This window comes from Bifidobacterium sp. LH_426 (genome assembly GCF_056356875.1).
This window is the reverse complement of sequence record NZ_JBKEVB010000001.1, coordinates 514467-526198: the sequence shown is the minus strand read 5'-3', so window position 1 is coordinate 526198 and position 11732 is coordinate 514467. Positions and strand designations below refer to the sequence as shown.

15 protein-coding genes and 1 pseudogene are annotated in these 11732 nt (G+C 62.5%); 11 read left to right on the top strand and 5 right to left on the bottom strand.

Going from position 1 to position 11732, the window contains the following annotated elements:
* Positions 1-653: 653 nt before the first annotated feature.
* Genes AC1AYD_RS02385 through AC1AYD_RS02365 form a run of 5 tightly spaced genes read right to left on the bottom strand, consistent with a single transcriptional unit; the run spans position 654 to position 3375 of the window.
* Positions 654-965 carry a HepT-like ribonuclease domain-containing protein gene (locus AC1AYD_RS02385; RefSeq protein WP_476501649.1) on the bottom strand — a complete coding sequence of 104 codons (312 nt, stop codon included), beginning with the start codon at positions 963-965 and terminating at the stop codon, positions 654-656.
* A 37-nt stretch (positions 966-1002) separates the two neighbouring features.
* Positions 1003-1326, bottom strand: a complete 324-nt coding sequence (locus AC1AYD_RS02380; protein ID WP_476501650.1) for a nucleotidyltransferase family protein — start codon at positions 1324-1326, stop codon at positions 1003-1005.
* Between the two features lie 5 nt (positions 1327-1331).
* Entirely contained in the window at positions 1332-1988 is a 657-nt protein-coding gene (locus AC1AYD_RS02375) for a cytochrome C oxidase subunit IV (RefSeq protein WP_476501651.1), read from the bottom strand.
* Positions 1985-2713 carry a hypothetical protein gene (locus tag AC1AYD_RS02370; RefSeq protein ID WP_476501652.1) on the bottom strand — a complete coding sequence of 243 codons (729 nt, stop codon included), beginning with the start codon at positions 2711-2713 and terminating at the stop codon, positions 1985-1987. Before AC1AYD_RS02370 ends, AC1AYD_RS02375 begins: the two co-directional genes overlap by 4 nt.
* On the bottom strand, positions 2710-3375 hold the full coding sequence (locus AC1AYD_RS02365; RefSeq protein ID WP_476501653.1) for an ABC transporter ATP-binding protein: 666 nt from the start codon (positions 3373-3375) through the stop codon (positions 2710-2712). The genes AC1AYD_RS02370 and AC1AYD_RS02365 overlap by 4 nt, the downstream gene beginning before the upstream one ends.
* A gap of 370 nt (positions 3376-3745) precedes the next feature.
* Here AC1AYD_RS02365 and AC1AYD_RS02360 point away from each other — a divergent pair, with 370 nt between their 5' ends.
* From AC1AYD_RS02360 to AC1AYD_RS02310, 11 genes and pseudogenes are all read left to right on the top strand, one after another.
* On the top strand, positions 3746-4780 hold the full coding sequence (locus tag AC1AYD_RS02360) for an ATP-binding cassette domain-containing protein (RefSeq protein WP_476501654.1): 1035 nt from the start codon (positions 3746-3748) through the stop codon (positions 4778-4780).
* Between the two features lie 185 nt (positions 4781-4965).
* Positions 4966-5868 (top strand): hypothetical protein, encoded by a 903-nt coding sequence (locus AC1AYD_RS02355; protein ID WP_476544630.1) that lies wholly within the window; start codon positions 4966-4968, stop codon positions 5866-5868.
* Between the two features lie 21 nt (positions 5869-5889).
* A pseudogene (locus tag AC1AYD_RS02350) lies at positions 5890-6321 on the top strand (pyridoxamine 5'-phosphate oxidase family protein); the annotation flags it as partial.
* A gap of 3 nt (positions 6322-6324) precedes the next feature.
* A complete protein-coding gene (locus AC1AYD_RS02345) occupies positions 6325-6774 on the top strand; it encodes an ASCH domain-containing protein (RefSeq protein WP_476501656.1) in 450 nt (149 codons plus the stop codon).
* 137 nt (positions 6775-6911) lie between these two features.
* The gene (locus AC1AYD_RS02340; RefSeq protein WP_476501657.1) at positions 6912-7562 is read left to right on the top strand and encodes a GNAT family N-acetyltransferase; all 651 of its coding nucleotides are present in this window, start codon (positions 6912-6914) and stop codon (positions 7560-7562) included.
* 94 nt (positions 7563-7656) lie between these two features.
* Entirely contained in the window at positions 7657-7917 is a 261-nt protein-coding gene (locus AC1AYD_RS02335) for a type II toxin-antitoxin system RelB/DinJ family antitoxin (protein ID WP_476501658.1), read from the top strand.
* Positions 7910-8191: a type II toxin-antitoxin system YafQ family toxin gene (locus tag AC1AYD_RS02330; RefSeq protein WP_476501659.1), complete on the top strand. Its 282-nt coding sequence runs from the start codon at positions 7910-7912 to the stop codon at positions 8189-8191. Before AC1AYD_RS02335 ends, AC1AYD_RS02330 begins: the two co-directional genes overlap by 8 nt.
* A 96-nt stretch (positions 8192-8287) precedes the next feature.
* Positions 8288-8974 carry a LuxR C-terminal-related transcriptional regulator gene (locus tag AC1AYD_RS02325; RefSeq protein WP_476544629.1) on the top strand — a complete coding sequence of 229 codons (687 nt, stop codon included), beginning with the start codon at positions 8288-8290 and terminating at the stop codon, positions 8972-8974.
* Positions 8953-10188: a sensor histidine kinase gene (locus AC1AYD_RS02320; RefSeq protein ID WP_476501661.1), complete on the top strand. Its 1236-nt coding sequence runs from the start codon at positions 8953-8955 to the stop codon at positions 10186-10188. The genes AC1AYD_RS02325 and AC1AYD_RS02320 overlap by 22 nt, the downstream gene beginning before the upstream one ends.
* Before the next feature lie 183 nt (positions 10189-10371).
* On the top strand, positions 10372-11202 hold the full coding sequence (locus AC1AYD_RS02315; RefSeq protein WP_476502017.1) for an EamA family transporter: 831 nt from the start codon (positions 10372-10374) through the stop codon (positions 11200-11202).
* A 70-nt stretch (positions 11203-11272) separates the two neighbouring features.
* Positions 11273-11674, top strand: coding sequence for an SdpI family protein (locus AC1AYD_RS02310; RefSeq protein ID WP_476501662.1), 402 nt, complete (start codon positions 11273-11275; stop codon positions 11672-11674).
* The last annotated feature ends 58 nt before the right edge of the window (positions 11675-11732 follow it).

Sequence of the window (11732 nt, the reverse complement as noted above, 5' to 3'; positions counted from 1 at the left end):
ATCGAGCTTCGGCCTGGATGCAAAAGGAAAGGAAGACAACGGAAATCCTGCGACAGCATCCACACCACGCCCGGGATTTCTAAAACACCACGTTTGGTTCCTATAACCCTGCATCACGGCTCAGTCGAAGACCGTCCGGAGAGGCCCTTTGGGGGATTTCATGGAATATGATAATGATTCAGGGTTAAGTAAAGAAACGTGGGTCTTAAATCCGGGGTGAGGCTTACTGTGGGTTCGCGTGTCGTGGTGCGATTAACGGTTCGGGTGTTGATCCGGCCGGGTGCTTGACTTTTCGGGTTGACTTGTTCCATCTGCAGAGACGAATCGGCGAGAGCGAGGAAGTGCCCGGTGTGCGGCGGACCGATGGGCAGAAGGTACTCACGAAGGCCGGGCACGTCGATGGAGGTACGACGCGTGTCGGCTGAGCTTTGCTATGAATCGGGAGGATGCGCTCGTCTGGAGGAGTCTCGCTCGTTCATCGCGTGAGTCACGGGCGAGGAATCCATGGACGAGACGGTTTCGACGTCAGGAGGGGTTTGGGTACCATTCTCAGGGACCCCGGCCAAACCAACCGTGTACGCCTCATCGTCTGGGCCGCACGGCATTTTCGGGGAGTGTGAGTCTTCCCTTATGGGCATACGTAAAATGCTTATTCAAGCCAAAGTCTTTCGATAGGCATGCAATGCGTCAATGACTGGCGGAAAATCAAACATGACCGTGTCATACAACACATCCCAGTCAACTTCGCCGTATTCATGAACGATGACATTGCGTAGACCGCGTAGCTCTTTCCATGGAACGTTCTTTACCGCATCAAGCACGGACTCCGAAAGCCGGGCGGCGCATTCCTGCGCCTGTTCGATCTCCTTTGCCGCCGAATTGCGGTCTCTACGGCTCAAGGCTAATTCTTCGGCCTGATTGAATCGGGACACATCCTCATGCGCATATTCAAGATGCTCGATCAATTCGTCCGGCAGGAGCGCATCACGTTCTCGATTATGCTCACATGATCCTTGTCAAATCGTTTTTGATGGCGTCATAGAATCGTTTCCCCGACGCAGTGTGCTGCGCGTTGAACAGTAATGTGCGCATGGACAGCAGTGATACCGGAGCGCCGAGAGCGGATTCCAAATCATCCTTGAGCGACAGAATCGTTCCCGCCGTGGCCCGTTGCCCTTCGTTCAGCCGATAGACGAGATCGACATCGGAAAGAGCGCTGTTGTCCCCGCGAGCAACGGAACCATAGACATACATCTCTCCCACCCCATGGTTCGGGGCGGTTTTCCGTGCGGCGTCTCGCACTTGGCCCAGGGAAAGAACACTCATATCCCTTATGATACATAGTTCCTAATCGTATTGGGAGCCTCGCGTATCACCGCCTTGAGCAGCAGCCATGCGCTTATCGCGGCGACGGTGACGCCGACCGGAATCACATAACCGGCGAATCTCGCCCCCTGCAGTGCCCATGTGGTCGGTATGACGGCGTACAGCATCGGCGCGTCCTCGAATATGCCGGAGCTCACCGTAAGCCCGGCGACGATGAAGAAGGCGACGACGTTCCAGGCGACGAGGGGACTGGCCCAGAGTCGCAGGGCGAAGCATGCAAGGGAAAGAACGACGGCGGCGAACGCAAGCATCACAACGGTATGCGGTGAGAGAGGCCGCTCATTGACGGCAAATCCGATGGCGAATCCATACAGCAAAGTCAGGCAGACGTTGACCACGACGCCGAGCGACAGCGACTCCAAGGTAAAGCGAAGCAGAAGCCGATCGTGGATGCTGAAGGAACGATACGAAGAGGGCACCCTCGCATGGGAGAAGACGAGACCGGCCGTGGCTATGGGAAGCGCCATCACCATCGCCGACTGCACCACCGCGCCCGTGTTCCCGTAACGGAAGAAAAGCAGCGGGAGAAAAAGCACGGCCATGAAGGCGAGCGTCGACCAGCGAATCAGCGACACGCGCTCGATACGGATCAGGGATTTCATTTCTTATCCGCTCCTTTGCAACGGAACCAGCTCAACAGGACATAGGCGACCATGAGCGCCACAATCGGGACGACGACCATCACGGGGCCGATAGGCGATCGGCTCGCCGTTTCCGCCGGCGACATCACGGTGCCGTTCAGGTTCAACCCGACGGTTCGCAGGGCGTTCGCGACGTAGGGCGTCGCATAATCGGGAAGGTCTCCCGGCAGAAGAACCCAGACATAGCAAAGGACGCCCGAGACGATTCCGGCGATTTTGGGATCGGTGATGATCTCGATGATCGAGTAGATCAGGGAAGTCGCAAGGCTCTGCAGCACGACGAAGCACAGGACGGTGGCCAGATGCGGGTGCATTCCGGTACCCGTCAGGATCATGATGGCGTCGAAGCACAAGACGCTCAGCAGGTTCACGGCGGTCAGGATCAGAGCCCGGAACATGGCCCTGAGCGAGCACGGCGTCCACGCGCAATACACGTGGCGGGGCAGGCCCCCATGGTGCGCTTTCGCGACCCTGTCATCGCATGCGAAGAGCAACGTGAGACAAATCAGCGGCTGGGTGCCGGTGAAATAGATGCAATATCCTCCGGTTATCGGGGTTCCGTTCGCCGCGCCTGAGATCCACGCGCCCAGCAGAAGGGACGCTACCACACCGAACGCCGCGGCGAGGAAATACCATGCATTCCAGTAATAGGCGACCAACGCGCGAATGGGAGAAATGGCGCTCACGACTCATGCCTCCCGTAATACAGATTCGCGAGGTTCACCCCGGTCAGATTCGCGACCTGCACGGCCCGGCCATGTCGGATCATGATGCATTCGTCCGGGACTCCCTGGATCTCATGGAGCAGATGCGTTGAGATGACGACGCAGTTCCCCTTATCCCGATAGGCGCGAAGCGTTTCGGACAAGGAGGCGATGCCATCGGGGTCCAAGCCGTTCTGCGGCTCGTCAAGGAACAGGAATCTCGGATGCGGTACGAGGGAGAGGCACAGCTCCAGACGCTCCTTCATGCCCGTCGAATAGTCTTTCGCCTTCCGCCCATGCGCCGCGCGGTCGATGCCGACAGCGTCCAACGCCGTCTCCGGATTCACGTCCAGACCCCAGAACGCGGAGGCCACCTCGACGTTTCGTCTGCCGCTCAGATAGGGGAAGAAACTGGGGTGGTCTATCGCCGCGGACATCTCGTTGATATTCGTCCCAGTGTACGTGACGTTCCCGCTCACGGGCTTGATTCGTCCGAGCAGCGTCTTCATCAGCGTGGTCTTGCCCGCGCCGTTCGCCCCGAGCAGGCAGATGATCCTGCCCGTACGTAATTGCAGGTTGATGTCGCTGACGATCGGGGAGTTCCTGTATCCGATTGAGAGATTCGTCGCCGATATAGCTGGCATGATCCACCTTCCATGAGAAGCGTCCCCGGAGGTCAAGGCCAAGGCTGTCTTGTCTCCACGGGCCGCGCGTCACACGACGCTGCCGACTGTTTGCATCCATGGTCTTCCCGGCCACGCGGGATTTCCATCGGTCACAAGGATGAATACGCATCTCATCCTTGAGGATGAGGTTCCGTGTCCGTTGGAGATAAGCGGGAACGCGATGCGGTTCGGTGAGGTGGGAGACACATGGATTGACGATTCGGCGAGGCGCGTCAATCCGCGGTAGGCTGGAAATCATCCGCTCGGCATCCAAGGAAGGAGCGCAATGATCGAGATACAGGGGCTCACCAAATCATTCGGAGGGGCACGCGGCGGAGGGGCTCGCGGTATGCAGGCAGGGCGCGGCGGAACGGTACCCGGCTCGGCTGCCCGGCGTGGTGCGGCAGGCGGCGCGCGCAAAGCCATCGACCACGTCACCTTCACCGCCGAAGACGGCAAAGTCACCGGATTCCTTGGGCCGAATGGAGCCGGAAAATCCACCACAATGCGCGCCGCTCTCGGCCTGATTCGCCCCGACGAAGGCAGTGCGCTCATCGACGGACGGCCCATCGAACGCATCGAGGCGCCGATGAGAGTCGTCGGAGCCGTACTCGACGCCAAATCGGCCCATCCCGGACGATCCGCCTACGCGCACCTGCGTGCGCTCGCTCTCACCAACGGCATCGGTCGCAAACGCGTCGATGAGATCATCGACATGACTGGACTCGCCGCGGTGAGGCAACGTCCCGCCGGGCAGTTCTCGCTTGGCATGAGTCAGCGTCTGTCCATCGCGGCGGCGCTCCTCGGCGACCCTCACAATCTCGTCCTCGATGAACCCGTCAACGGTCTCGATCCCGAAGGCGTCAAATGGGTGCGCGAACTGTGCCGGTACTACGCTTCACAGGGGCGGGCCGTGCTGCTCAGCTCCCATCTCATGAGCGAAGTGGCCCTCACGGCCGACGATCTCGTCATCATCGGACAGGGGCGCATCCTCGAAACCACCACCGTGAACGCGTTCGTCGCCGAACATTCGCGGCATTCGATTCGCGTCGTCACCCCGGATCCGGCCAAGCTGTACGCCATCTTCGCGCATGCGGCCGGTGTGAGCGTGATGCCTGCGGCGCGTGCCGCAGGCGACCCGGAGGAAGGGCAGGCGTTCCGCATCGTCGGCGCCGACCTCAAAGCCACGGCCGACGTGTTCGCACGCGCCGGACTCGTCATCTACCAGTTCCTCGAGGAGCGCGCCTCGCTCGAGGAGGCGTACATGGCGTTGACGCATACCGCGGTCGAATACGCGTCGACGGTACCGGACGGGAGAAACGTCGCCATAGAGAATCGTCCGCAAGGGAATATGCCGAACCGTCCGCAGGAGGTGACGCGATGAGCAGGGGAGCGCACGCGTCGAAAGGACGCGGACGGCCGGGGACACGGTCGGACAGGCGAACCGTCGGACAGGCGGGACGGGACGGTGCGCGCCTCGCTCGCGCATCCACGCGGACCGGCGGCGTGCGAGTCGGTGGTGCACGCCTCAACGCATGGGGCGTGTTCCGCAGCGAAATCGTCAAAGCGTTGAGCATTCGGTCCACCATCGTGCTGCTCGTCCTCAACCTCGTGCTGCTGCCGGCCGGCGCCGCGCTGTCCGCATGGTCGATGACGCTCATCGCCGGCATGGATCCCGGCACCGGCAAGGCGCTCGCGCATCCGGTGGAATTGCCCGCGAGCCTCATGTGGTCGTCGGTGGGCGGCTTCACCGTCACCTGCATGATCGTCACCGGCATCCTCGGCGTCATGACCGTCACCAGCGAGTACACGACCCGCACCGTGCAGATGTCGTTCGTCGCCGATCCGCATCGTGTGCTGTTCATGAACGCGAAGGCCGCCGTGACCGCGGCGTTGTCGTTCCTGTCCGCGCTGGCGGGGTTGCTGCTGTCGTGGGGTGTCGCGTACGCACTGTTCGCCACATCGGCCGGTGGCGTGGGAACGTTGGATGATTCCGAGCGTCTGCTGCCGTGGGTCACCGTGCTTGGCGGCGCGTGCGTGCTGGCGGTCACGGCCGTCATGGCGCTGGGCTTGGGCGGGTTGTGCCGTTCCACGGTGGGTGGCGTGTTCGCGCTCATCGGCATCGTCATGATCGCGCCTTCGGTATTGTCTCTGGTTTCGCTCGCCGGCGACCGGTTCGCGTGGATCAAGTCCGTCGCGGCGTGCCTGCCCAGTCAGGCGACGACGACGTTCCTGACCGGTGGCGTCGATGTCACGGGCGCGACGGTCGCGCTGATGGGTGCCGCTGGCGGTGGGTCCGCGGGTGCCGGCTCGGGTTCCGGCGGTTCATCCGCGGCTGACACGGTTGCCTCGGTCGCGACCTCGGGCGGCTTCGACCCGACCTGGTGGCAGTCCGGTCTGATGCTGCTCGCCTGGGCGGTGGTCCTCTATGCGATCGGTGTCCTTGTGGTGCGTCGCGCCGATGTGAAATAGGGGGTGCGAATCGCGATTCGCGGCCGCCTCGTCCTGTGGATGCATTCGGCCGTGCGCGGGCGCAAGATCGATGCGATCCGCGCCGCCGGCAACCGTCTGCCGGTCGCATTCTCCATGCGCACGGACTGCGGGATCGTCGCGGGACGCATGGCGTGCGGCTGGGGTGAATCGTTCAAATCGATCGTGGGCGAAGGCGTCGCCTCCATCGTCGACGATCTCGACTCGCGCCGACACGGGCTGCGGTCGCTGATGGCGCATCAGGCGCACATGCCGCATGTGGAGTTCACCGACGCGCAGGTGAGAAGCGTCACGGTATGGAGAATCGAATCGGAGCATTTCACCGCCAAAGTGAGATCCAAACCCGTCGCGGCGCAGAGCGGACACGGTAGGCATGGCGTTGTCGCTCCCGACTACGCCGCGGGTGACAACGCCATCGGTGATGCTACGGTCTGAACCATGCCGATGATCGAACACAGTGATGCCGAATCCATCGCGCGGCTGCCGGAGGCGGAATTCGGCTTTCCCGGCCCGGAGCGCGACCGTCTCGTCGCGCTCATTCTCTCCGGGGCGAAGACCGCCACGGCCGCGCTGCTGATGGACTATGCGGAGGACGACGAACCGTTGCCGCACGTTGGCGACCGTTCCGCGCTGGTGGATTCCGCCGATCGTCCCGTGGCCGTATTGGAGACCACGGAGGTCGAGACCGTCCCGCTGGGAAGCGTCACCGACCGGCAGGCCATCGACGAAGGCGAGGGCGACGTCACCGTCGCGCAATGGCGTCGCACGCACGAATCCTTCTGGAATTCGGAGGAATACCGCGGCTGGTTCGCCGACCCGGATTTCGTCGTGGACGACGGCACCATGGTCGTGCTGGAGCATTTCACGGTGACGGAGCGACTGCGGTGATCGTCGCCGATTCATGCGCGATGCGGCGTGCATATGCCGGCGTGACTCGCGCGTGTGCGGTAGGGTGAACGCGTCCGACGGACCCGTATCGGATTCATGCCGGACGCATACATATGATGGGTGATGAGAGGTGCATCATGGACAGAATCGAGACCGAACGGCTGACGCTGCGACCGTGGAGGGTCGACGACGCGGCCGAGGCCGCCTCGCTGTTCCGGTACGCCTCGGACCCGGAGGTCGGGCTGCGTTGCGGATGGCCGCCGCACACCAGCGTCGAAGACAGCATGAACGACATCAGGAATATCCTCGCCGTCGAGAACAACTGGGCCATCACCATCAAGGACGACAGCGAAGCCGCGGACAACGAAACCGAAGCCGATGCGCCGGTGGGCAGCATCGTGCTCAAACCTGTCAGCCACTACACCGCCGACGTCGTCACAGGCAATCCGGAACTCGAAGCCCGCTATGGCCGGTACCTGGGCGATGAGGCGCTGGAGCTCGGCTACTGGATCGGACGCCCGTTCTGGGGCAGGGGATACATGCCCGAGGCGTTGCGCGCGGTGCTCGAATACGCGTTCGGCACGTTGCGCGTGGACGCCGTATGGGGAGGCCATTACACGCAGAACCCGCAGTCCGGCCGCGTGATGTCCAAGTGCGGACTGCACGTCGTCGGCGAATCGAAGCAGGACTACTATCCGCTCATCGACCGCCGGTACGACGGCGTCTACCGCATCATCACTGCCGACGAATGGAAAAGTGTGCGAAATAGCGCGCGAAATGCTCGATGAGCAGACGAAACCGATGCAATGTCTGTCACATCCGTATGACATTCGAATGTGTTACAATGTTAGTACATTGGCACGTTGTGATTGGGGGTGTGTGATGACGGATACCGCGACGATCAGTTTCAGAACCGATCCGCAGGTCAAGCGGCAGGCGAAGGCCCTTTATGAATCGATGGGGTTGGATCTGTCCACTGCATTGAACATGTTCCTTCGGCAATCCATCACCGATAACGGAATGCCATTCCGCGCGACAAGGGAGAATCCGGTCAACGCTGAGGCTCGTCGTCAAGCCGATGCGCGTGAAGGGGCGGCGTTCGACTCCGTGGATGCGTTGATGAAGGATCTGATGGATGCTTAGAACTGTTTTCCGCACCACGCAGTTCAAGAAGGATTTCAAGGCGGTCATCAAGAAGCACTACGACGTTGATAAGATGCGCGCCGCCGTTAAGGCTCTGATGGCAGAGGATCGCGATTTGCTCGCGACCAAGTACCGCGATCATGCGCTGGTGAACAATTGGAAAGGCTACCGGGAGATTCATATCGAAGGCGACTGGCTCCTCATCTACCGTATCGACCGTGATGAACTCCAACTGGTGCTTACCCGCACCGGCTCGCATGACCAGCTGTACTAGTGGGAATCTGCCGCGCGCCGTTTCGGCGTGACGGAACGGCACGCGGGCGTTGTAGTGTGGTGGACCATGTACGACGGGAAACGGTTCGATCTGGCGATGGTGGACAATGATCCGCTGACGCTCGGGATGATGACGCTGCTGATCAGACGGGATCTTCCCGAAGCCAAGGTGATCTGGACGTGCCGTCGTGGCCGGGACGCCGTCGCCCGTTGCCTGTCCGCCGGTTCCCGGCCGGACGTGCTGCTGGTGGACATGTCGTTGGAGGGGATGGACGGTGTCGAGGTATGTCGGCGAATCCGTGAGAAGACGACCGACGTCGCGCTGATCGGCATCACGTCGTTCTCGCTGGAGCATTACGCCGCCGACGCGTTGGCCGCGGGCGCGCAATGCGTGATGGACAAGGCGCGGGTGAAGGAGATCTGCGATGCGGCGGTCGCGTTGGCCAACGGCCGTATGCCGCAGACCCGGTACGTGCCCGATCCGGCGGCCGCCCGGTCTCATGCGCCGCTCGTCGCGTGCGATGGGACCGTCGCCGATGGCGGTTCCATCGCGGGTTCGGGTTTGGGCTCAGGCGTGTCCGCGTCCGTTGCCGTGGTGGCGTTGACGGAGCGTGAACGCGAGGTCATGCGTCTGTGCGCGCAGGGCAGGAGCTCGCGCGAGATCGGCGAACTGCTGCATGTGGGGGAGTCGTCGGTGAAGACGTATGTGATGCGCGCGGCAAGGAAGCTGGGTGCGAGGAATCGGACGCAGGCGGTGGCCGAATGGCTGATGCTGCAGAATTAGTCCGCCGCGCGGGTGAGCGTGTCCGCGCCGCCGGCGTGGGGCCGGTCATGTGGTGCGTCGTGCTGTTGTCCGCCGGCTTGACGGTGTTGGAGATGGTCGAGTATCCCGCGCAGCTCGTGGCCACCACGACGCTGACGGTCATGCACATCCTGTGTCTGCTGGCGTTGCCGTTCCGCCCGTTGCCATTGAGCATGGCGGTCGCCGTCACGTATATGGCGTGCGCCTTCCTGCCGGATATGGGCGGGGCGAGCCTGTTCTACGGCATGTGGGTCGCGTTGGCGGCGATCGGCCGGTACGGGCGGTCGCGATGGTGGTGGCTGCTGCCGCCGTCGATCGCCGCGGTGCGTTGGATGGTCGCGGCGCGCGCCGGTATCCCGTTCGGTGATTACGCGATATTGCTGGTGTCGTTCTTCGTCGTGTATGCGTTCGGCCGTGCGATGTCATGGCGGGCGACGGCCGTGCAGGCGGAACAGAACCGGCTGCGTTACGAGCGGGAACGCGACCGGGTGGAGGCGATGCGCCGCGACGAGCGGGCGGCGAGCCGGATCCATGACGCGGTGACGAACGATCTCGCGTACATGGCCATGCGATTGGATTACGAACGCTCACGTGCGACGGACGACGAGCATGCCGAGCTGTTCGACGACCTGTACCGGCATACGATCGGCACGCTCGGCGAGGTGCGCACGGTCATCGACATGCTCGACGGGAATGGCGGCGACGGGACCGGCGTCGAAGACGATGATGGTCGCGCCGGACAGTGCAACGACAGTGATTCCGCGGCGGCCACGTTCCCCGCACGTGTCCGCGACGTGTTGGACCGGAACGACCGGCTTCTGGCGCGACTCGGCTTCACTGGCGATTCGACGATGATCGACGACCTGCCGGAAGACGAGTCGACGGATGCGGACGATGCCACCCGCGAACGGGAGACCGCTCTCATCGGTCTGCTTCGCGAGCTGTACACTAACATCGCCGTGCATGGCGACCCGTCCGGCGCATACCGGGTGGTCGTGCGCCGCAATGACGACGGCCTGTCCGCCGATCAGATCAACGACATCGCCAGGCATCCGCCGTTGCCGGACAAGCCGCGCTCAGGAAAAGGACTGGCCCTGCATCGCGCGCGGTTCAATGCTCTCGGAGGTTCGATCGTCACTTCCGCCGAAGACGGCACGTGGATCCTGCACGCCGTCCTGCCGTCATGTCGTCCATAGTCGACGTGGCATGTCTTCCGTGTCTTCGTCGGCCGTATCATGGCAACGCGTTGGGTGATAAGGATATCGGCATGATTCGCCGTGCTCCGACGGCTGATTGTGGCCGGCGTGGCGGGATGCCTGTCTTCGGGGGAGTCGAGAGTGGGGAAACGTCGGATATCGCGTTCTGAACGCGGTCGTGTGATGGCCGCGGCGGGCATGGTGATGATCGGTTCGTTGGGCATCCAGATGTCATCATCGCTGTCGGCCTCGTTGTTCGATGCCCTCGGGCCGATTCCGGTCAGTTCGATGCGCATGCTCGTCGCCGCGCTCGCCATGCTCGCGCTCATCCGGCCGAAGCTGGCCGGCCGGTCGAAAGGCGAATGGCTGGGCATCGCGGCCTACGGACTCGCGATGGCGGCGATGAACATCTGCCTGTACTCGGCCATCGACCGCATCCCGATGGGTGTGGCCGTCACCTTGGAATTCCTCGGCCCCTGCGTGGTCTCCCTCGCCGGCTCCCATCATTGGCGCGAAGGCCTGTGCGCGGTGGTCGCGCTGGTGGGCGTGGGCTTGATCTCGTTCACACCGGGCGGCTACTTCAACCCTTCCGGCTACCTGTTCGCATTGGGGTCGGCCGTCTGCTTCGGCCTATATACGCTGTTCGCCGACAAGGTCGGCAAGACGGGCACCGGATTGGACGGGCTCGCCCTGTCGGTCACGGTCGCCGCGCTCGCCACCCTGCCGATATCCGTCAGCCACGCCACGCATGCGACGCCCTCCCAATGGGGCATCATCGTCGCGTCGGCAGTGCTGGGCGTGGCGATTCCCTACACGATGGACACGCTGTCCGGGCGCATCACGTCGGCACGCGTGGTCGGCACGTTGTTCTCCATCGACCCGGCCATGAGCGTCGTCATCGCCGCGCTGATCCTGCGCCAGACCATCACGCCCACAGCCATGCTCGGCGTCATCGTCGTCTCCGTCGCCGGCGCCCTGCTCGTATGGGCGTCCGGCGGTTCAACGGAACGATGATCGTCGCGCCGGTGACGTGAGTGCGGGAGAGCGTATCATTCGCGGGTGAACGTAGGAAAGGATTGGGAACATGCTTCTGGGATTGATTGTTATTTTCCTGTTGACGGCCCGGTGGTGCTTCTCCACGTACCGGTCCGCGAAAGACGGCCGATTGGAGCGGAACTATCAGGTCGGCATCAAGACCCGTTGGACGATCGCCTCGGATGAGACATGGGAATACGTGCACCGCAAGTACGCGTTCGTGTTTCTCGGATGCGGTGTTCTGATTGCGCTGATGACAGTGGAAGTGGCGGTCGGCGTCATCGCGACCCGCGACATCAATAACATGGACATGATTTGGTGGTGGATACTCCTCGCCCTTGCCATCATCCTTGTCATGTGGCTTGTCATATGCGGAGTCATCGCGAATCTCGATGCCAAAAACCATTACCTGGATGGTGTATCGGAATCAGGGAAGGACCATGAGCCGTGATTGGCCTGCGAAGACCTTGTTGCGGGAATAAGCTGACCCACGGCGAGCTGGTCTCTGT